Raw genomic sequence first — 19,951 nt, 5'->3', positions numbered from 1 at the left:
GTCCGCGATGCCTGCGCCCCCGCACCGACTCGCGGCGCTGTCGCTCGCGGGTGTCGCGTCTCGGGCGTCGGCCGAACCGACCGACGCTACTTCAGGTACTTGTGTTCGCCCTCGTTCCGCTCGGCGAGTTCGTCGAGGAACTCGTGGGCGCGCTCGAATATCTCGCGGGGGCCGTCCTGCGTGATGGTGTTGATGGCCTGCTCGTAGTCGCGCCACTGGAGGTCGCGGTGCTCCGTCGAGAGCTCCGCGGACGCCTCGAACGAGCGCGCGATAAAGAGGTGGACCGTCTTGTGAATCGTCGTACCGTTCGCCTCGAAGACGTAGCTGTAGTCCTCGCGGAAGCCGTCGATGAGGCGGAAATCTTGGATTCCCGCCTCCTCTTTGACCTCCCTGATTGCCGTTTGCTGAAGCTCCTCGTCCCCTTCGACCCCGCCTTTCGGGAACTCCCAGTCCCCGGGACGGCTCTTCAGGAGTAAGTACTCCCTCCGGCCGCGGGTGTCGCGGAAGAGAATGGCTCCAGCGCTAACCGCTTCGACTGCCATTACCCGAAATAAACGTGCCACCCTTTAAGAGGGTATCGGAGATTGTAGCGCGTTCGCACGGTCGTTCGTTCGGGATTCGGGTGGCGGAAGCCCGGAGTCCCCGGTTCGTGTAGATGCGCTTTTACCGTCGGAGCGTGCAACAAGGAGTAGTACCCAGCTATGGCCTTCGTCACAAAACTCACCTTTCAAAGCGGTGATAAGGCGGTCCTCGACCGAGTGGTCGACGACCTCAAGCAGTTCGTCGAGCGGAAGGGCGCGGAGTGCCGCGGCCCCCACTCCGACCAGCCGAAGCAGGTGAGCGTCCCGCAGTACCGGACGCTCCAGCCCGGCGACCAGTTCTCGTCGTGGTCCTACCCCGTGTACACCCGTCGGCTCGAAATCCACGGCGCGGACCAGATCGCCCGCGAGGTCGGTCTCAAGGAGTTCCCCGACAGCGTCCACCTCGAAATCGAAGTCGAACAGAAGAAACCGCTCGGTCACCGTCGCTGACGGCAGTCACGGAGCGCGAAAGAAGACGCGGGTCTGCGCTTTTTGTCGTTTTTTTCGACCGCTCAGGCGTCCGGTCCGAGGACTTCGACCACCTCGCCGGTACCGACGTGGTTGGTCGCGTCGAACGACGTGACCTCAAGCCGAATCTTGTCCTCGACGGCCGCGTCCTCGCCGTCTTCGACCCGGATGACCGAGTCGCCGATGCGGACGGTGAGCCCGTCGCCGTTGCGCTCGCTGACGTAGGCCGTGATGGCCTCGCCGGGTTCGAACGTCGGCGTCGCGGTACGGAACGTCCAGCCGGCCAAGAGCTTGCCGAGGCGGCTCATACGCGGCTCACCTCCTCACTCGTGCGGTCAGAGACGTACTCGCGGCCGTAGCCGGTCCACGCGGCGAACAGGAACACCGCCACGAGGAACCAGCCGTGGAACACGTAGGGGAAGACCGACGCGGGGTTCACGAGCATCTCGGCCGTGAACCACGGCGTCGCCTCGCCGCCGACGAGGCCCTGCATGGCCCCGTAGCCGGCGAGCAGGCCGCCGCCCCACGGGAAGATGTACCCGAGCGCCGAGGTGTTGGCGTCAAGGATGTTGGCACGGCGGTAGCCGTTGATGTTGAAGCGCTTGCCGAGCGTGGCGATGTAGGGCGCGATGGCGATTTCGGCCGCCGTGTTGATGGTGACCGTCGCGTTGACGAGCGCCGTCCCGACGACCATCGTGGTCTCCGCGCGGCGGACCGTCGTGGCGACGCGGTCGATAACGAGTTCCTGAATCGCGTCGAAGCCGCCGCCGGCGCGCATGATTTCCGCGCCAGCGACGAGCAAGAGCGTCAGGACGATAAGCGGGAAGAAGCCGGCCGCGCCGGAGTAGACGCTCCCGCCGACGCCGACCTGTCCCGCGGGGACGGTCTCGACGACGGCGCCGAGGAGCGGAAGCGCCTCGACCGCCTGCGTCAGGCCGTTCTGCGGCGCGCTGAACAGGAGCATGCTCCCGGCCGAAACGTCCACGAGGTTCGCCGCGCCGAGCGCGACGTTGAACGCCGCCGCGAGGAGCAGCCCCCACGAGACGGCTTCGATGATGTGTCGGCCGCGGACGGCGAGGACGATGACGAGGGCGATGTCGAGCAGGTGGACGAGCCCCCACGGCGACACCGACGCGGAGACCTCACCGGCCACGTCGATGTGCGGCATACCGCCCCAGACGCCGGGGATACCGAAGCCGGCGACGAGATACGCCGCGATTGCGAGCGCCGCCGCGACGACGGCGTACTTCACGCGGGACGCGACGACACCGCCGATGTCGGCGTCCTGCGTGACCGCGGAGACGATGGTGGTGTCGCTGACGGGCGCGAGGTTGTCCCCGAACACCGCGCCGGAGAGAATCGCGCCGAACAGCAACACGGGGTTCGCGCCGAGGAGCAGTCCCGCCGGGAAGACGAGACTCGTGAAGGCGATTGCGGTGCCGTAGCCGGTGCCGATACCGGTCGCCAACAGCGCCGCGAGCAGGAACGTCACGGCCGGAAACAGCCCCGGACCGACGTTCAGGACCGTGGCCGCCCAGACGAGGCCGTCCACGAAGCCACCGACCTGAATGGTCTCTGCGAACATGCCCGCCCAGAGCCACGCGACGACCGCCGTCGCGGCGACCCGACGGGTCATGCCGGCGAAGATGACGTCCGCGTAGTCCTTCCAGTCCCCCCGGACGAACAGAAGTCCCGCGATAAGTCCTGTCAGCATCCCCGCGACGAGGCCGGTCGTATCGCCGATACCGAGGATACCACTCTGGAAAATCGCCCACGCGATGAACAGGGCGATGGGCAGAGCGCTCACGAGGCGCCCGCCACGGAAACTGAGCTCGATGTCCGGTTCTTCTGGCATCGTTTGTCAGAGATTGACTGTGATATATAATAGGAACGAATTTCCTCCAACTATTTCTTCCAAACTTGAGTTTCTCGGCCACGAACCGTCGGGAGCGTTTATCATCGCCGGGAGAAAAGAGTCCGGACATGAGCCACCGAGCGACGATGGACGACCTCGTCTCGCTTCGCCGCGACCTGCACCGCCACCCCGAACCCGCGTGGCGCGAGTTCTACACCACCGCCCGCCTCGTCGACGAACTGGAGACGCGCGACCTCGACGCGCTCTACGTCGGCCCGGAGATACTCGACGCCGACGAGCGCATGGCCGTCCCCGACGACGCCGAACTCGACGCGTGGTTCGAGCGGGCCCGCGAGGCCGGTGCGCGCGAAGACGTCCTCGACCGCCTCGCCGGCGGCTACACCGGCGCGGTCGCGGTCGTCGAGCGCGGCGAGGGTCCGACCGTCGGGCTCCGCGTCGACATCGACGCGCTCCCCATCACCGAGTCCGAGGACGGCGACCACCTCCCGGCCGCCGAGGGCTTCCGCTCCGAGAACGAGGGCTTCATGCACGCCTGCGGCCACGACGCCCACGCGACAATCGGTATCGGCGTCCTCGACGCCGTCCTCGACTCCGACTTCGAGGGGACGTTCAAGGTGTTCTTCCAGCCGAGCGAAGAACAGGTCGCCGGCGGGAAGGCCGTCGCCGAGAGCGGCCACCTCGACGACGTTGACTACCTGCTCGCGCTTCACGTCGGTCTCGACCACCCGACCGGCGAGGTCGTCTGCGGCGTCGGCGGCTTCCTCGCGGTGTCGCACTTCCGCGCCGAGTTCACCGGCGCGCCGGCCCACGCGGGCGCGAAGCCCGAGGAGGGAAAGAACGCGAACCTCGCGGCCGCGGCGGCCACGCAGAGCCTCTACGGTATCTCCCGGCACTCCGACGGACCGACCCGCGTCAACGTCGGCCTGATGGGCGGCGGCACGGCCACGAACATCGTCGCCGAAGAGGCGTTCATCGAAGGCGAGGTGCGCGGCGCGACGACGGAACTCATGGAGTACATGGAAGACCGCGCCCACACCGTCATCGAGTCGGCCGCCGCGATGCACGACTGCGAGGTCGAAATCGGGGTCGAGGGGAAGGCCCCGAGCGCCCGGAGCGACGACGCGCTCGCGACCATCGTCGGCGGCGTGAGCGAAGGGGTCGAAGGCGTCACCTCGATTCTCGAAAGCGACGACCTCGGCGGCAGCGAGGACGCGACCTACCTCATGCAGTACGTCCAGGACCGCGGCGGCCTCGCGGCCTACGTCGGCGTCGGCACCGACCACCCCGGCGGCCACCACACCCGGATGTTCGACGTCGACGAGACGACCATCGGCATCGCCGTCGACGTACTCGCCGGCAGCGTCGAACGAATCGCGGCCGACCGACCCTGAGCCGACGAAGACGAACCTGAGACTCAGTGAGAGCGCAGTTTGGGCGGTTTGCAGCCGCCTCGACTCGTCTGAACCGACGCGCGCTCGACCGGGCCGTCCGCGACGAACCGCCAGCGGTTATTTGTCCCCCCCGTGCATAGCCGCCAGCGATGGGGCTCCTCGGAGGTGAATCGACCGAAGACACGGACCTACGTCCGGGTCTCGCAGTCGTCGGCATCGCCGTCGGCGTCGCGGTCGTTCAAGTCGCCGTCTTCCCCGACAGCCCCGAGATTCACTGGCTCCGGTTCGCCGTGGAACTCCTCTTGGTTCCGATTCCGCTCGCCGGTGCGTTCGTCGTCGGGAGCCTCCGCGACGTGCAGACGGTCTGGCGACCGCTGTACGTCGGAACCGCGCTGTTCACCGTCTACGCCGTCAGCGACGCGGTCGACGAGGTCGTCGTCCAGCCCGAAGCGTTCACGCTCGCCTTCGAGGACGGAGCGCTTCTCGTCGGGTCCGCCGCGCTCGCGGTCGGCGCGGTCCGGTGGTCGACTCTCCGCGACGCCCGCGAGACGGACCTCCGCCGCCGCAACGACCGGCTCGACCAGTTCGCGTCGGTCATCACGCACGACCTCAGAAACCCGCTGAACGTCGCCCAGATGCGGCTCGAACTCGCCCGTGACGGCCACGGGACCGAGCACCTCTCGACGGTCGCCGACGCCCACGACCGGATGGAGGCGCTCATCCAAGACGTGTTACAGCTCGCCCGAGCCGGCGAGTCGGTCGGCGAGGTCGAGCGCGTCAGCCTCGCCACCGTGGCAGCGGACGCGGTAACGAACACCAGTCTCGGCGCGTCGGGCCTGACCGTCGAGGCCGACGCGGAACTGCTCGCCGACAGAGGACGGCTCACCGCCGTCTTCGAGAACCTGTTTCGGAACGCTGTGGAACACGGTTCCACAGGCAACCAGACTACGTCTGGTGACGCCGTCGAGCATGGCTCGACGGGCAGTCGGATTTCATCCGACGACGCTGTGGAACACGGTTCCACAGGCAACCGGACTGTGTCCGGTGACGCCGTCGAGCATGGCTCGACGGGCAGTCGGATTTCATCCGACGACGCTGTAGAACGCAGTTCGAAAGGCAACCAGACCGCGTCTGACTCCGTCGAGCGCGGCACGGTCGGTGGTCGCCTGTCGCCCGACGAGGCACCGAACCCGGGAGTCAGACGACCGGTGCCGGACGCCACCGACGGGGGAACGCCCGGCGTCAACGTCCGGGTCGGCCCGCTGGATGACGGCTTCTTCGTCGAGGACGACGGCCCCGGTATCCCGCCGGAAGAACGCGAGCGCATCTTCGAGTCGGGCTACAGCACCGACTCGCGAGGGACCGGCCTCGGCCTCGCTATCGTCTCCGGCGTCGCCGACGCGCACGGCTGGGAGGTGTCGGCGACGGACGGCGAAAACGGTGGTGCCCGGTTCGAGTTCCGAAACGTCTCGTTCGCGGCGGAGACCGAGGTCAGTACTTCGGGTCCGCGCCCGTGAGTTCGTAGATGTCGTCCATGATGCGGTCCCGCTCGACTTTCCATCCTTCGAGGGCGCTCGGCCGACTCGGATAGCGGCCGTAGTGGGCCAGCAGTTCGTCGGCGAGGCGCTTGATTTTGAAGAACTCGTAAATCTGGCTCCAGTGGCCGTAGCTCGACGCCGCGGTCTGTGCGAGGAGGACGGGACCGAACGAGGTCGTCCCGGAGTAGAGCGCTTCTGCGAGCTTTTCGCCGGGGATGGAGGCGATGAGGCCCATCAGGTCGTCCACGTCGACGGCGGTCGAGAGGATGTTGTACACGTCGAGGCTGGCGTAGCGGCCGCCGAAGTGGTCCATGACGCGCTGGTTGTAGCGCCAGAGCATCTCCTCGCTCACGTCGCCGGCTTCGAGCGCGATTGCGGCCTGCTCGCCGGCGTACTTGCCGGCGTAGGCTGCGCCGGCGATGCCGCCGCCAGTCGTCGGGTTGACGTGGGCCGCGGCGTCGCCGACGGCCATGTACCCCGGCGCAGTCGCCGAGTCGTAGGGCCGGCGGGTCGGGAGGGCGGCACCGAGTTTGTCGATGACCTCCGCGCCCTCGAACTCGGGACGCTCCCGGAGGTCCTGCTTCAGGTCGTCGACGAGCTTCATCGGCTCCTCCGTCATCTGGAAGCCGAGGCCGGCGTTGATCTCGGTCTCGGTCCGCGGGAAGTACCAGACGTAGCCCGCGGCGACCTCGGCGGGCTTGAACACGAGCGCGTCAGACCACTCGACGGGTTCGGGAACCTCGACGACCTCGCGGTACGCCGACGAGAAGTGCTGGTAGGAGACGTTCGTGTCGAAGGTGGCGTCGGAGAAGTCCACCTTGTCCTGCAGGAGCGACAGCGAGCCAGCGCCGTCGATGACGATGTCGGCGTCGTACTCGACGACCTCGCCGTCGTGCTTGCCGACGATGCCGGTGACGGTACCGTCGTCGTCCTGTGTCACGTCTTGGACGACCGTGTCGTAGTGGAGTTCGACGCCGGTCTCCTCCGCGCCTTCGATGATGAGGCGGCCGTACTCCCAGCGGTCGATGACGGCGAGTTCGCCGGGGACCGGGATGTCGAGGACGGTGTCCTCCTGCGGAATCTCGAAGCGGCCGTGGTCGACCTCGGTGTTGGTGAACGCGGGCTCGATTTTCGACTTCGGAATCGCCTCGGGGAAGGCGTCAGCACCTTTCAGGGCGTCCCCGCAGGCGATGTGCCCCGCTTCCTCCGCGGACTTCCGCTCGACGATGGTCACGTCGTAGCCCGCGTTCGCGATGGTGGCGGCGGCGTAACAGCCGGAGGTTCCCGCGCCGACGACCACCACGTCCACGGACTGGGTCCGTGGGCTCGCCGAGGACTCCTCGGCGGTGTCGTTCTCGTCTGTGGACATGGTATCACCTCCATATCGCGGGCTGAAAACTCTTTACTCCCGCACCGACCGTGCGGGGTGGGTCCGACGGGTGCCGACCCGCCGAGACGCGGCACTCGAACGGGCGACAACGGAGAAACGGGAAAGAGAGAACGGAGAACCGAGAGTTCCGGGTCGCTCAGCGGTTGTCGTCGCCGGTGTCGTAGTGCTCGCCCGCCGCCTCCGGGATGCGGGTGCGGCCGACGAGCGCGAGGATGACGAGAACCGTCACGTACGGAATCGTCTGGATGAGCGAGTCGGGGATGGCGTAGCCGGGCACCTGCTGGAGGCGAATCTGGGCGGCCTCCAGCCCCGCAAAGAGGAACGACGCGCCGAACGCGCCGATGGGGTTGTAGTTCCCGAAGAGGTACGCCACGATGGCGATAAAGCCCTTCCCGTTGACCATCGTCTGGTTGTTCCCGACGAACTGGCCGAGACCGAGCGACAGCGCGGAGCCGCCGATACCGGCGAGGAAGCCCGAGAGGAGCACGCCCGCGTAGCGGACGCGGCTCACGTCGACGCCGACGGTGTCGAGCGCCTTGGGGTTCTCACCGGACGCGCGGACGTGGCGGCCGAACGCCGTGCGGTTCAGGACGTACCACGACGCCGGGACCGCGACGAGCATCATGTACACCGCGGGGTCGGCGTCGAAGAACGCGCCGAAAAACGGGATGTCCGAGAGGACGGGAATCGTCCACGTCCCGAGGGTCGTCCCGAGGTTGTCGGTGTTGACGCCGCCGTAGTAGACGGTCGCCGCGAACGGCGCGAGGCCGAGCGCGATGAGCCAGACGGCGAGGCCGGCGATGATCTGGTCGGCCTTGAAGCGGATGCAGACCACGGCGAACAGCGCCGAGAACAGTACCGACGAGAGGATGCCGGCGAAGAAGCCGATCCAGATGGCCGGGAGCCCGAGGACGGTCATCTCGGGGCCGACGACGGCGGTCGTGATGACCGCGGTGAACGCCGAGATGATGAGTAGGCCTTCCAGTCCGATGTTCACCACGCCGGCCTTCTCGGAGAAGATACCGCCGAGCGCGGCGAAGGTGATGGGCACCGAGAGTCGGAGCGCCGACGAGAGCGTGCTCCGACTCGTGAGGATGGTGAGGAAGTTGCCCCAGATGCTGCCCGGGAACGCGAGACCGAGGAGCGCGATGAGCAGGAAGACGCTCAGCGCCCCGCCGGCGAGGGTCGCTCTGTAAGACAGTTCGGTGTCGCGGAGTCGGTCGGTAGTGGTCGTACTCATTCGTCGTCACCTCCGAGGCGGCCGCCGTCCGTGGCCACGGTCTCGCGGTCCGGTTCGAGGTCGATGGTCGAGCCGAGCATGCGGAAGAACTCGGGCATCGCGACGAACAGGATGATGAGGCCGCGGAGGACGCCGACGAGTTGTTTCGGGACGCCGGTCCCGAACTGGACCGCGAGGGAGCCGGACTTGAGCGTCCCGAACAGGAGCGCCGCCGGGACGACTCCGAACGGGTTGTTCCCCGCGAGGATGGAGACGGTGATGCCGTCGAACCCGAGCGCGGGGACGCCGGCCTGCCACTTGCCCATGACCATGAGCACCCAGATAGCGCCGCCCATGCCGCCGAGCGCGCCGGAGAGGAACATGCTCGTGACGGTCGTGCGCTTGGCGTCGACGCCGCCGTACTCGGCGGCCTCGGGCTGTTCGCCGCTCGTCCGGAGGTCGTACCCGAACGAGGTCTGTTCGAGCAGGAACCAGACGGCGACGACGAGCGCGAGACCGAACGCGAGCGCGAGAATCGAGAAGTCGCCGCCCTGCGGGAACGCCACCGGGAGGAGCGTCGCCCAGTCGGGAATCGGCGTCGTCTCGACGACCTGCGAGTCGGGGTTGCCGAAGAACTCGCTGACGAGGACGAACGCGATCTGCGCCGCGATGAAGTTCAGCATGATGGTCGTGATGACCTCGTTGGCGTCGGCGTAGGCCTTGAGCGCGCCGGGAATCGCACCGTAGAGGCCGCCGACGAGCGCACCGACGACGATGGCGAGCGGAATCAGGATGAGGCCGCCGACGAGTCCCGACGGGAGCAGCGGCGCGACGAAGAACGAGAACAGCGCCGTCGCGAGGCCGCCGAGGACGAGCTGACCCTGCGTCCCGATGTTGAACAGGCCCGCGCGGAAGGAGACGGCGACCGAGAGGCCGGTGAAGATGAGGAGCGTCGTCTCCTTGAGCGTGAGCGCGAACCCGAAGTTCAGCGGGTTCCAGTTGGGGTTGAACAGCGCGGGGTCGTTCAGGAGGAACGGCTCGCCGAGCGCCCCGTTGAACAGCACGAGGTACACCTCGACGGGGTCGTAACAGAAGCCGGTACCGAACAGCGTCGTCGCCGCGGTCTGGCACGTCGTGATGCGGCCGGAGACGAGGATGATGACCGCGCCGACGAGTACGGCCATGACGAGCGCGGCGAAGCTGATGAGGATGCGCTCCGTCGCGGAGGCGGCCGTCAGCCGTCTGAGAACGGCCTTCGCGTTCTCGACCGCGCTCATTTGGCGTCACCCACGGGCGGTTCCGCGTCGGTCTCGACGGCGTTCGGGCGTTCGCCGGCCATGAGCAGGCCAATCTCTTCTTCGGTGGTGTTGCGTGGGTCTACGATGTCCATGAGTTCGCCGTCGTGCATGACGCCGAGGCGGTCCGAGAGTCCCTGAACCTCGTCGAGTTTCGAGGAGACGAGGAGGACCGCCTTCCCCTCCGCTCGGAGGGTCAACAGCCGCTCGTGAATGAACTCCATCGCGCCGATGTCCACGCCGCGGGTCGGGTGGGTGGCGACGACGAGGTCCGGTTCGCGTTCGAACTCGCGACCGACGATGAACTTCTGTTGGTTGCCGCCGGAGAAGGACTCCGCGTCGGCGTCGGCGTGCGGCGGTCGAACGTCGTATTCGTCGATGATTCGTTCCGCGTGGTCGCGCGCGTCGGACCAGTTTATCCGGCCGTCGGCGGCGAACGTCGGGCTGTGCTGGCTCCCGAGGATGCCGTTTTGGACGAGGTCGAAGTCCATCACGAGCCCGCGCTCGTGGCGGTCTTCGGGGATGTACGCCATCCCGTCGGCGATGCGGGAGCGGCGGGAGGCGTCGGTGATGTCTCCGCCCTTGTAGGAAATCGAGCCCTCGGTCGGCGACCGCAGGCCGGTAATGGCCTCGACCAACTGCGACTGGCCGTTGCCGTCGACGCCGGCGATGCCGAACACCTCGCCCTCGCGGATGTCGAACGACACGTCGGAGACCGCGGGGATGCCGCGGTTGTCCTTGGCCGAGAGGTGCTGCACTGAGAGCACCTCGTCGCCCGGTTCCTGCGGTTCGGCCTTCGGTTCGAGGAGGACCTCGCGGCCGACCATCAGCTCGGCGAGTTCCTCGTTGGAGGTCTCGTCGGCCTTCACGGTGCCGACGTTCTTCCCGTTTCGGAGGACGGTGATGTCGTCGGCGGCGTGCATGGCCTCCCCGAGCTTGTGGCTGATGAAGATAATCGTCTTGCCCTGTGCGGTCAGCTCCTCGAAGACGCGGAACAGCTCTTCGACCTCCTGCGGGGTGAGGACCGCGGTGGGCTCGTCCAGAATGAGGATGTCGGCTCCGCGGTAGAGTGCTTTCAGAATCTCGACGCGCTGTTGAACGCCGACGCTCACGTCCTCGATGGCGTCGTCGGGGTTCACGTCGAATCCGTATCGGTTCGAGAGGTCGATGACCTCTTGGCGCGCGCGCTCCCGGTCGATGGTCGTGCCGAACCACTTGCGCGGTTCGTTGCCGAGGACGATGTTCTCGGCGACCGTCATGGGGTCGACCAGCATGAAGTGCTGGTGAATCATACCGATTCCGGCGTCGATAGCGTCCGCGGGCGAGTCGAAGTCCCGCGGTTCCCCGTCCACGTGGACGGTCCCCTCAGTGGGTTCGTAGAGCCCGTAGAGGATGTTCATCAACGTCGTCTTTCCGGCCCCGTTTTCTCCCAGAAGTGCGTGCACCGTGCCGCGCTCGACGGTCAGGTCCACGTCGTCGTTCGCCACGACGCCGGGGAACCGTTTTGTGATTTCGTCGAGATGAACAGCGGTGCTCATCTTGACCCTTTTTTCGGGGGGGTTCGCTTAAACTCGTGGGATTCGAGTCGGCGCGGGAGTGGTCCACACGGAGCGTCGCGGCGATTCTCGGTGGTTTCGAACTGTTCAACCCACGGGCATGTTCGACGGTCCGCGGTGTGGAACCGGCAATATTGACTCCTTCGTCGGCGGCGGGTGCCGCCGCTCGGAACGCGGCGTCGAAAGAAATGCGAGTGTTCGAGTGCGGCGTTACTCGGTCGTCGTCGGGATCTCGATGTCGCCGGCGATGATGGCCTCGCGGGACTCCGAGAGCGAATCCTTCACGTCCTGCGGGATTTCGGAGCCGAGTTCCGCGCCGTAGACGGCGGCGACGCCGTCCTCTTCGAGGCCGAGCGTCGTGGTGGAACCACCGTTGAACTCGTCGTTGACGACGTTCTCGACGGAGGTGTACACCGCCGACTCGACGCGCTTGACCATCGACGCGAGGATGACGTCGGAGTAGTTCGGTTCGGTCTGCGACTGGTCGGAGTCGACGCCGATGGCGAACTTACCCTGCTCTTTCGCCGCCTGGAAGACGCCGAGGCCCGTGCCGCCCGCCGCGTGGTAGACGATGTCCGCGCCGTTGTCGTACATCGACGTGGCGATTTCCTTCCCCTTCGCGGAGTCGGAGAACGACCCGGCGTAGGCCGCGTCGACCGTGATTTCCTCGTCCGCGTGCGCCACACCGGCTTCGAAGCCGGCCTGGAACTTCCGGATGAGCGGGGCGTCGACGCCGCCGACGAAGCCGACGTTCTTCGAGTCGGGCGTCGTCGAACCGGAGCCGGCCGAGAACTCCTGCGTGGTGAGGAGACCGGCGAGGTAGCCGACCTGGAACGAGCCCTGCTCCTCGCGGAACAGGTAGCTCGCAACGTTGTCCTCGTCGACCGTGTCGTCGACGATCATGAAGTTCTGGTCCGGGAAGTTCGGTGCCGTCTCGGCGAGCGCGGACTTCTGCGCGTAGCCGATACACGACACGAGGTCGTAGTCCGGGTTCGACGACTGCGCGAACCGGCGCTGGAACTGCGGGAACTCCTCGGCCGCCGAGGGCTGAGCCTCGTCGTACTCGACGCCGAACTCCGAGGTCGCCTCCTCGATGCCGCGCTTCGCGGCGTCGTTGAACGACTTGTCACCGAGACCGCCGAGCGCGTAGACCATGCCGACGTAGGCCGAGGGACCGGACTCCTCAGTCGTCTGCTCGGCCGTGGTGGTCTCCTCGCCGCCGGACGACTCGGTCGTCGTCGCCGTCGTCTCTTGGCTCCCCTCGGACGGTCCGCCCGTACAACCTGCGAGGCCCGCGATGCCCGCGACCCCTGCCGCTTTGACAAAAGAACGTCTGTCCATATGTATGAACTCCTACTGGGATAGGGGCGGCGAAATTTGCATAAAGGTGTCGTTTTCGGGTTTCAGGGGCGTCGTATCGCCCCGTTTGAAAAACCGCAGGAAACGGGACTGAAGTTCATCACTACTGGCGACGCGTTCACGTCACACGCGATACCGACTCGGTTCGGCGCTCAGACAGTTTCGCTTCTCGCCCCCTCAGGCGTCCTCGATTTCGGCTTCGACGACGGCCGTCACCTCGTCGACGAGCGCGTCCACGTCGTCGGCCTCCGCGTACACGCGGATGTAGGGTTCCGTGCCCGACGGGCGAACCAGCGTCCACGACGCGTCGGCGAACTCCAGTCGGACGCCGTACTCGGTATCAACTGATTCGGGGGCCATCGCGTCGGGAAGCGAGGTTTTGAGCGCCGCCATCGCCGCCCGCTTCTTCTCGTCGGGACACGGGACGCTCACTTTGCGGTACGGGCGCTCCGTGACCGGTTCGCGCAGACCGGCCATGCCGGACTCGGCGGCGAGGCGGGCGATGAGCGCCGCCGAGGCGACGCCGTCTATCCAACCGCCGAGCGACGGGTGGATGTGCTTCCACGGTTCGGCCGCGAACACCACGTCGCCGCCGCCGGCGCGGGCGCTGGCGATGCCCTCGTGGAGCGCGCCGAGTCGGACGCGCTCGACGCGACCGCCGGCTTCGCGGACTCGTTCGTCGATGCGGCCCGAGGCGTTCGGCGTCGTGACGACGACCGGGTCCTCGGCGTCGGAGACGCGGACGTAGTGTTCGGCGACGATGGCGATGACGGTGTCCTCGTGGACGACCTCGCCGTTTCCGTCGATGATGACGATACGGTCGGCGTCGCCGTCGTGGCCGATGCCGAAGTCGAAGTCGCCGTCGGCGACGAACGCGATGAGGTCCGCGAGCGTCTCGGGCGTCGGCTTCGACTCGCGGCCGGGGAAGTGGCCGTCTACCTGCCCGTTGAGCGTGACGACGCGCGCGCCGAGGTCGCGGAGGACCTGCGGCGTGCCGAGCGCGGACATCCCGTTTCCGCAGTCGACGGCGACGTTGAGGCCGTCGAGGTCTGCCCCGTGCCGGCTGGCGAACTCGACGATAGCGCTTCGGTAGGCGTCGAGGACGCCGCTCGTCCCCGTCGCGCCCCAGTCGTCCCAGTCGGCCGGGGACGCGTTCGCCTCGACCCGCGTCTCGATGTCGCGTTCGAGGTCGCGGTCGTACTCCTGCCCGTCGACGAACATCTTGATGCCGTTGTCCGTCGGGGGGTTGTGCGAGGCGGTGAGCATGACGCCGCGGCGACCCCGCGAGGCGAACGCGAGCGCCGGGGTCGGGACGACGCCCACGCGGGTCACGTCCGCGCCGGCGGAGAGCAGTCCGGCCTCGACGGCGGCGGCGAGGCCCTGCCCGGTCGTTCGTCCGTCGCGGCCGACGACGAACTCGGCGGGCGTGTCCGATTCGAGCGCGGCGAGGCCGGCGGCGCGGCCGACGCTGAGGGCGAGTTCCGGCGTGACTCGCTCCGTCGCGCTCCCGCGGATACCGGCGGTGCCGAAGAGTTCCATAGTCCAGCGTTGTGGGGGTCGTACTTAGATGCTGACGGTTCGCTGGATGCGTGCGAGGCGGAAGCATGGGTCGGTCACGGCGGTCGCGGCGGGGCATAGAGCGACGGCGACCGGGTCGCCGGCGGAGACGCCGAACCGGCCGCCCGAGGCAGCACGCCTTTGGCGACGGGCGACGAATCGGGGGCCATGAGCGAGCACGGCCGAACCCGCGCGCACATCTACGTCTCGGGACACGTACAGGGCGTCTACTACCGGGCGACGACCCGCGACACCGCCCGCGACCGCGGCGTCGACGGCTGGGTGAAGAACCTCTCGGACGGCCGCGTCGAGGCCGTCTTCGAGGGCCCCCGCGACGACGTGGAGGCGATGGTCGAGTGGTGCCACGAAGGGAGTCCGATGGCGACCGTCGAGGACGTGGAAGTCACCTACGAGGAGCCGGACGGCGAGACTGGCTTCCGGGTCGAGCGCTGACGGGAACCCGACAGCCGGCCGATAACATCAACGAGACGGCCAAATCGTTCAAGCGGGGTTCGGGGAACCTGTCCCCATGCGCTTCCGGAACGACACGCGGGGAATCGGCGTCGCAAAACTGTTTTTCACGCTCGTCACGAGCGTCGGACTCGGCCTCTCGATGGGCACCTCGTTTCTCATCGTCCGCGGGCCGTTCCTCGGGGGGCCGTCGCTCGACCCGTTTCCGATGATGGCCGCGCTCGCGGTGTTCATCGTCGGCATCGTCGTCCTCTCGTGGGGGTCGACGCGGCTGTTCGGCGTGGGAACCGGGATGTGAGCAGGAACGGGAATACGAGCAGGAGCGGGAATACGAGCGGGGCGTAAGCGTGGACGCGACTCTCAGTCGGCGGTCGCCGCTGCGCCGGAGTCGCGTTCGACGCCGCCGAGGGGAACGAGCGGGTCGTTGCCGTTGAACCGGTCCCAGAGGACCAGCGCCGAGGGCAACACCAGCATCGACGCAAGGAACGAGTAGACGATGCTCGCGGCGGTGAGCAGGCCGAACTGGCCGAGAACCGAGAGCACCGCGAGGACGAGCACGCCGAGGCCGAAGACGGTCGTGAGCATGCTGCCCGCGAGCGCGCCGCCGGTGCCGCGGACCGTCCGGTCGAGCGCGGTTTCGAGGTCGTGGTCGGCGCGCTCGTCCACGAAGCGGTGGACGACGTGGACCGAGTAGTCCACGCCGAGGCCGATAGTCAGCGCGAGCACCGTCGCGGTGAAGGCGTTGAAGGAGATACCGGCGAGGCGCATCGTCCCGGCGACGAACGTGACCGCGACGAGGATGGGCACGAGGTTGGCGAGCGCGAGCGACGGACGGCGTTCGAGCCACCAATAGACGAACACGAGGAACGCGCCGGTGCCGGCCATCGAGATGGCGAGGCTCTGCACCGCGGAGTCGAGGATGAGGTCCGAGATGGCCGAGAAGACGACGACCGCGCCGGTGGCGGTGCTCGGACCGCGGAAGCGCGCAGCGACCTCGTTGGCGTCGGCGACGACCGCGTCGTCGTCCGCGTCGGCCCGCACGCGGTAGTCCACGCGCGAACTCCGGTAGTCGTTGGCGAGGTACTCGCCCGCACGGGCGGCCGAGTCGGTGGCGAACAGCGCGTCGTACACCTCGGCGAGGTTCCGGTCGGGAATGCCGTCGCCGTCCCGGTCGTGGCGGGCGACGACCGCGGCGAACTCGGGGTTCTCTCTGGCCTCGTCGTCGATGACGGTGAGGACGCTCGTCGAGTCGGCGCGGCGGTCCTCGACGATGAAGGTGTCCGGCGGGTCCTGTGCGACCCGGTCGAGCGTTTCGAGGTAGGCGTCGTCCGTGGGTCGGCCCTCAAGGTACACCGTCACGACCCCGCTCTGGGAGGACGAAAATCGTTCTTCGAGGAACTCGATGTCGGCGACGACGCTGTAGTCGCCCGGCGCGAAGGGCTCGGGGAGGGATTTCAGGTACGCCGGGGCCTCCGCGGGCGGCAGGAAGTCCTCCTGTCCGAACTCGGTGTCGACGCCGGTGGCGTACCACATCGCCGACCCCGAGAGAACGAGCGCGACGACGAGGACGACAGCGGGGGCGCGGAGGGCGGGCGCGACGCCGAGTCGAAGGACCCTCCCGAGCGAACTCCCCTCGCGGCCGAGCGGAGACTGGCTGAACGTCGGAATCGGGTAGCGCTCGCGGAGCCTGTCGACCTCGACTTTCGTCGCCGGGAGGAACACGCCGAACACGAGGAAGGTGAAGACGATGCCGATGGCCGCGACGACGCCGAAGTCCCGAATCGGCGTGAGGTTGCTCACGAGGTTCGAGAGGAAGCCGATGACCGTGGTCGCGGTGACGATGAAGAACGCCACGAGGAGCTGGTCCGTCGCCTGTCGCATCGCCTCGCCGACGGCCAACCCGTCGGCGCGGTCCTCGCGGTAGCGGTTGACCGCGTGGATGCCGAAGTCGATGCCGACCGCGAGGAGCAGCGGCGGCACGGCTATCATAACCTGGTTGAACGGGATGCCCGCGAGGCCGAGGAAGCCGAACGTCCAGACAAGGGCCATCCCGAGCGCGGCGGTCCCCAACAGCAGGTCCACGAGGTCGCGGTAGGCGACGACGAGGAAGACGAGGATGAAGACGACGGCCGCGGGCACGACGAGGACGAGCGAGTCGGCGATGACCGTCCCGAACTCGTCGGCGATGACGCCCGAGCCGAAGACGGAGATGTCGCCGCCGACGGTGGCGACGACGCGACCGGCGGTCCGCTGAATCGGGGTGAGCGGGCTCTCGCCGCCCTGTCCCGCACCTGCCTCGTCGGCCAGCGGAACCGAGTGCGTGACGACCGCAATCGTCGCCGAGGCGCTCGCTGCGGTCGGGTTGAAGTCGTCGGCGAGGAGGCCGGTGAAGCGTTCGTTGTCGGCGTTCTCGCGGACCGCGGCGGCGACCTCGCGGTCAGTCGCGCGTTCGAGCGCCGAAATTTGTGCGTCGAGGTCGTCGGCGTCCGGGTCGAGCGTCTCCACGACCACGGTGGCGGCGCTGGCGGTGCCGATAACCCGGAGGTCGTCACGGTCCGAGAGGCGCTTTTGGGCTTCGAGCATCCGCAGGAGTTCGCGCTTCGTCAGGACGTTCGGGGCGCGCTGGATGAGTTGCGTGCTTCCGGTCCCCGCCTCGAACCGCGGCGAGAACTCCTCGGAGACGCGCGCGAACGCCTCCTCGGCGGGCACTTCCTCGGCGAACTGCTCGGTCCCGGCCTCGGTCGAGACGGCGCTCAGCCCCGCCCCGAACACCAGCGTGAGGACGAGGAAGACGAGGATGACGCGCCGCGAGCGGTTGACGATGCGGTGGTCGACCCAGTCGACGAACCGCTGGAACTCCAGTCGGGCCACGGCTCAGCGCCGCCCCCGCCGGCGGACGACGAGGAAGCCCGCGCCGCCGACCGCCGCGAGGAGGACCGCCGCGCCGACGAGCGGGGCCGAGAGACCGAACGGGAGGCCACCGCCGTTTTCGGGGGCCTCGACCCGGACGGGCACGCGGTAGGCGTCGGAGATGGTCGTCTCGCCCGCCCCGTCGTCGTAGCGGAAGTCGAGTTCGACCGGGTAGTCCTTCTCCAGCGCGCCGCGGGCGGCCGACACGTCGAACACGAGCGTCGCCGACTCGCCGGGTGCGAGTTCGTCCACGAACGCCTCGGAGTCGGCAGACGAGAGGGGGTCTTCGAGGTATATCTTCGCGGAGATGTCGGTGAGCGTCTCGTCGCGGTCGTTGACGACCGTCACGCGGAGTTGCCCGTTCCGGCCCGGCGCGACGGTGCCCTCGTCGACGGTCACGCCGAACTCGGGGGTTGCGGCGGCGACGGCGACTCGGAGGTCGATGTCGTCGCCGGTGCGCCGGTCGCCCTCGGCGTCGCGGTAGGCGACGGTCGCGGTGAACTGCCGGGGGCCGGCGTCCGCGTCGTCCGAGATTCCCACGTCGAACGAGAACGGGACGCGCTCGCCGGGTTCGAGGTCGCCGAGGGCGTACTCGGTCTCGGTCGCCGTCGCGCTCCCCTCGGGGAGCGAGAGCGTCACGACCGCGTTGCGTGCGAGGGTCGTTCCGTCGTTGACGACGACGCCCTCGATTCGGCCCTCGTCGCCGACGCGGAGCGTGCTCGTCACGTCCGCGACCGAAAATGACTGCTTGGGCGAGGGGATGAACCCGGCGGCGAGGTCGGGGTACTGTCGGCGCGCGCCGTCGGGGTCCTCGTAGGCGATGGCGACGCCGAGGACGTAGCCGCGGACGGACGCCTCGGAATCGAGCGTGGTGTCGTAGACGAAGGTTCGGTTCTCGCCGGCGGGCCAGTCGGCGGCGAAACTGCTCGCGGTCTGCGCCCCGTCGAAGCTCACGTCGGCCGACTGGGCGGTCACCCCGACGACGGCGTTCCGCGCGTCGAGTTCCCCCGTGTTCCGCAGGGTCAGCGCGACAGCGCCGCTGCCGCCGACGGGGACCGACGAGTCCGCGCCGACGACGGCGAACCGCACGCGCTCTTCGATTCGGACGGGCACGTCGAGGCGGTAGACGCGGCGGTGGGCGTTGTCGAACTCGTAGAACACGTCGAGGCGGAGGTTGTACTCGCCCGCGGCGACGTTCTCGGGGGCCTCGACCCGGAAGGCGACCTCGCGGGTGTCGCTGTCGTTCATCGTGCCGACGAACAGGTCGCCGGTCCTGACGGTGAAGGGCGTGTTTCGCGGGGAGAGCCTGACGCGGACGTTCTCCGCGGGCTTCGCTACGTCTTCGGTGTCCACCGGGTCGTTGGCGAACACCACTCGCACCGTCGTCTCGACGCCGGGTTCGACCACCGGGTCGACCACGTAGGCGCGGAACACGGGGACGTGGTTCGGCTCGGCTTGCTGGCCGGCGACCGAAACCGGGAGCGCGGCGAGGACGAGCAGTACGGCGACCAAGATAGCGGTGTAACTCTTCATCGTGAGGTCCCGGCGAGCGGCACCGACGGCGTCCGGGTCCGCGGATATCGGCGCGGGGGCGGCGACGGACCGACCCAACTGGTCGCTGATACGTTCTCTGCGGGGAAATACGATATTCGCCCCGTTCGAGACAGTCAGCCGGGCGAGAAGGTTTGTGTCGTCGGTTCCGGCGGCCTCAGCGGAGGCGACTCACGCGGTCCGGTCGACGCCGAGTTCGGCCATCGCGCGGACCACGACGTGGGCCTCCACGAGGTCGCGTTCCTCGACCATCGGGTCGTCGGCGTCGTCGATGACGGCGCGGGCCTCGGCGAGCATGCGGTCTTCCTGTTCGGTCTGGTCTGGTTCGTCGCGGGTGCTGTTCAGGAGCGCCTCGAAGTCCTCGCGGATGCTGAAGTCCGCGCGGGCGACGTTACACCGAGAGAGGGGATGCATGCCGAGGTCCAAGACCAACTCGGTGACGAGTTCCCAGTCGCTCTCGCAGAACTGGAGCGTCACGTCGCCGACGATGTCGCGCCACGCGATGGGGGCGGCGTTCTCCATGAGCGTCACGGCTCGCGGCGGGACCGCGATTCGGGCGACCGTCTTCGGGTCGTCGCAGAGACAGCAGGGCTGGTCCGTCCTGCCGGTGTACATACGCGGGGTTAGGATGGGTCGTAGATGTAGCTTCGGGCCGGAGACCCGGGGCTCGAAATCAGGCGAGAACAGGGCGACGCACCGACCGTGGCGGGCGCTCAGGGCGTTGAAACGGTCGGGTTCGGGCCCGGGGCGGGGCCGTCGAACCCGAGTAGAGGCAGCGGGAGGCGCGAC

The 19,951-nt window shown here is 68.1% G+C and carries 17 protein-coding genes; 5 read left to right on the top strand and 12 right to left on the bottom strand.

The window, feature by feature from the left end; genetic code table 11:
• Positions 1-86 precede the first annotated feature (86 nt).
• The gene (locus C5B90_RS00440; protein ID WP_004977131.1) at positions 87-542 is read right to left on the bottom strand and encodes a bis(5'-nucleosyl)-tetraphosphatase; all 456 of its coding nucleotides are present in this window, start codon (positions 540-542) and stop codon (positions 87-89) included.
• Positions 543-701: 159 nt separating this feature from the next.
• Between C5B90_RS00440 and C5B90_RS00435 the strand changes: the two genes are divergently transcribed.
• Positions 702-1,031 (top strand): uS10/mL48 family ribosomal protein, encoded by a 330-nt coding sequence (locus C5B90_RS00435; RefSeq protein WP_004977130.1) that lies wholly within the window; start codon positions 702-704, stop codon positions 1,029-1,031.
• 62 nt (positions 1,032-1,093) lie between these two features.
• Here C5B90_RS00435 and C5B90_RS00430 read toward each other — a convergent pair whose 3' ends face one another.
• Both C5B90_RS00430 and C5B90_RS00425 read right to left on the bottom strand, forming a co-directional pair.
• A complete protein-coding gene (locus C5B90_RS00430) occupies positions 1,094-1,357 on the bottom strand; it encodes a hypothetical protein (protein ID WP_115878206.1) in 264 nt (87 codons plus the stop codon).
• Positions 1,354-2,904: a Na+/H+ antiporter NhaC family protein gene (locus C5B90_RS00425; protein WP_115878204.1), complete on the bottom strand. Its 1,551-nt coding sequence runs from the start codon at positions 2,902-2,904 to the stop codon at positions 1,354-1,356. Before C5B90_RS00425 ends, C5B90_RS00430 begins: the two co-directional genes overlap by 4 nt.
• 128 nt (positions 2,905-3,032) lie before the next feature.
• Here C5B90_RS00425 and C5B90_RS00420 point away from each other — a divergent pair, with 128 nt between their 5' ends.
• Together C5B90_RS00420 and C5B90_RS00415 are read left to right on the top strand one after the other, a co-directional pair.
• Entirely contained in the window at positions 3,033-4,316 is a 1,284-nt protein-coding gene (locus tag C5B90_RS00420) for an amidohydrolase (protein WP_115878202.1), read from the top strand.
• 149 nt (positions 4,317-4,465) lie between these two features.
• The gene (locus tag C5B90_RS00415; RefSeq protein ID WP_115878200.1) at positions 4,466-5,833 is read left to right on the top strand and encodes a HAMP domain-containing sensor histidine kinase; all 1,368 of its coding nucleotides are present in this window, start codon (positions 4,466-4,468) and stop codon (positions 5,831-5,833) included.
• Here C5B90_RS00415 and C5B90_RS00410 read toward each other — a convergent pair.
• The 6 genes from C5B90_RS00410 to C5B90_RS00385 form a co-directional block, all read right to left on the bottom strand.
• Entirely contained in the window at positions 5,808-7,223 is a 1,416-nt protein-coding gene (locus tag C5B90_RS00410) for a geranylgeranyl reductase family protein (RefSeq protein WP_115878198.1), read from the bottom strand. The two genes, C5B90_RS00415 and C5B90_RS00410, sit on opposite strands and share 26 nt — an antisense overlap.
• 157 nt (positions 7,224-7,380) lie before the next feature.
• Complete coding sequence (locus C5B90_RS00405; RefSeq protein ID WP_115878196.1) at positions 7,381-8,484, bottom strand: ABC transporter permease; 1,104 nt, start codon at positions 8,482-8,484, stop codon at positions 7,381-7,383.
• Positions 8,481-9,740, bottom strand: a complete 1,260-nt coding sequence (locus tag C5B90_RS00400; protein WP_115878194.1) for an ABC transporter permease — start codon at positions 9,738-9,740, stop codon at positions 8,481-8,483. Before C5B90_RS00400 ends, C5B90_RS00405 begins: the two co-directional genes overlap by 4 nt.
• Positions 9,737-11,296, bottom strand: a complete 1,560-nt coding sequence (locus C5B90_RS00395; protein WP_115878192.1) for an ABC transporter ATP-binding protein — start codon at positions 11,294-11,296, stop codon at positions 9,737-9,739. Before C5B90_RS00395 ends, C5B90_RS00400 begins: the two co-directional genes overlap by 4 nt.
• A 228-nt stretch (positions 11,297-11,524) precedes the next feature.
• Positions 11,525-12,655, bottom strand: coding sequence for a BMP family protein (locus C5B90_RS00390; protein WP_115878190.1), 1,131 nt, complete (start codon positions 12,653-12,655; stop codon positions 11,525-11,527).
• Between the two features lie 195 nt (positions 12,656-12,850).
• Positions 12,851-14,212, bottom strand: coding sequence for a phosphopentomutase/phosphoglucosamine mutase (locus C5B90_RS00385; RefSeq protein WP_115878188.1), 1,362 nt, complete (start codon positions 14,210-14,212; stop codon positions 12,851-12,853).
• Between the two features lie 186 nt (positions 14,213-14,398).
• On the opposite strand from C5B90_RS00385, the gene C5B90_RS00380 reads away from it, so the two are divergent.
• On the top strand, positions 14,399-14,683 hold the full coding sequence (locus C5B90_RS00380) for an acylphosphatase (protein WP_115878186.1): 285 nt from the start codon (positions 14,399-14,401) through the stop codon (positions 14,681-14,683).
• A gap of 76 nt (positions 14,684-14,759) precedes the next feature.
• On the top strand, positions 14,760-14,999 hold the full coding sequence (locus C5B90_RS00375) for a hypothetical protein (protein ID WP_058567456.1): 240 nt from the start codon (positions 14,760-14,762) through the stop codon (positions 14,997-14,999).
• A gap of 62 nt (positions 15,000-15,061) precedes the next feature.
• Here the strand turns inward: C5B90_RS00375 and C5B90_RS00370 are convergent, their stop codons facing one another.
• The 3 genes from C5B90_RS00370 to C5B90_RS00360 form a co-directional block, all read right to left on the bottom strand.
• Positions 15,062-17,572, bottom strand: a complete 2,511-nt coding sequence (locus C5B90_RS00370; protein ID WP_115878184.1) for an RND family transporter — start codon at positions 17,570-17,572, stop codon at positions 15,062-15,064.
• A 3-nt stretch (positions 17,573-17,575) separates the two neighbouring features.
• Positions 17,576-19,222, bottom strand: coding sequence for a COG1361 S-layer family protein (locus tag C5B90_RS00365; protein ID WP_233511856.1), 1,647 nt, complete (start codon positions 19,220-19,222; stop codon positions 17,576-17,578).
• Positions 19,223-19,333: 111 nt separating this feature from the next.
• The gene (locus tag C5B90_RS00360) at positions 19,334-19,777 is read right to left on the bottom strand and encodes a hypothetical protein (protein ID WP_058567458.1); all 444 of its coding nucleotides are present in this window, start codon (positions 19,775-19,777) and stop codon (positions 19,334-19,336) included.
• Positions 19,778-19,951 lie beyond the last annotated feature (174 nt).

The organism is Haloferax sp. Atlit-12N, from assembly GCF_003383095.1.
Classification (GTDB): Archaea; Halobacteriota; Halobacteria; order Halobacteriales; family Haloferacaceae; genus Haloferax.
Note: the sequence above shows the minus strand (reverse complement) of the source record. Positions and strands in the feature narration are given on the sequence as shown.

Coding starts and splice junctions, on each gene's coding strand:
- C5B90_RS00435 (WP_004977130.1), top strand. CDS start 702: ATGGCCTTCGTCACAAAACTCACCTTTCAAAGCGGTGATAAGGCGGTC.
- C5B90_RS00375 (WP_058567456.1), top strand. CDS start 14,760: ATGCGCTTCCGGAACGACACGCGGGGAATCGGCGTCGCAAAACTGTTT.
- C5B90_RS00405 (WP_115878196.1), bottom strand. CDS start 8,484: ATGAGTACGACCACTACCGACCGACTCCGCGACACCGAACTGTCTTAC.
- C5B90_RS00430 (WP_115878206.1), bottom strand. CDS start 1,357: ATGAGCCGCCTCGGCAAGCTCTTGGCCGGCTGGACGTTCCGTACCGCG.
- C5B90_RS00400 (WP_115878194.1), bottom strand. CDS start 9,740: ATGAGCGCGGTCGAGAACGCGAAGGCCGTTCTCAGACGGCTGACGGCC.
- C5B90_RS00415 (WP_115878200.1), top strand. CDS start 4,466: ATGGGGCTCCTCGGAGGTGAATCGACCGAAGACACGGACCTACGTCCG.
- C5B90_RS00425 (WP_115878204.1), bottom strand. CDS start 2,904: ATGCCAGAAGAACCGGACATCGAGCTCAGTTTCCGTGGCGGGCGCCTC.
- C5B90_RS00380 (WP_115878186.1), top strand. CDS start 14,399: ATGAGCGAGCACGGCCGAACCCGCGCGCACATCTACGTCTCGGGACAC.
- C5B90_RS00440 (WP_004977131.1), bottom strand. CDS start 542: ATGGCAGTCGAAGCGGTTAGCGCTGGAGCCATTCTCTTCCGCGACACC.
- C5B90_RS00390 (WP_115878190.1), bottom strand. CDS start 12,655: ATGGACAGACGTTCTTTTGTCAAAGCGGCAGGGGTCGCGGGCATCGCG.
- C5B90_RS00385 (WP_115878188.1), bottom strand. CDS start 14,212: ATGGAACTCTTCGGCACCGCCGGTATCCGCGGGAGCGCGACGGAGCGA.
- C5B90_RS00395 (WP_115878192.1), bottom strand. CDS start 11,296: ATGAGCACCGCTGTTCATCTCGACGAAATCACAAAACGGTTCCCCGGC.
- C5B90_RS00420 (WP_115878202.1), top strand. CDS start 3,033: ATGAGCCACCGAGCGACGATGGACGACCTCGTCTCGCTTCGCCGCGAC.
- C5B90_RS00410 (WP_115878198.1), bottom strand. CDS start 7,223: ATGTCCACAGACGAGAACGACACCGCCGAGGAGTCCTCGGCGAGCCCA.
- C5B90_RS00360 (WP_058567458.1), bottom strand. CDS start 19,777: ATGTACACCGGCAGGACGGACCAGCCCTGCTGTCTCTGCGACGACCCG.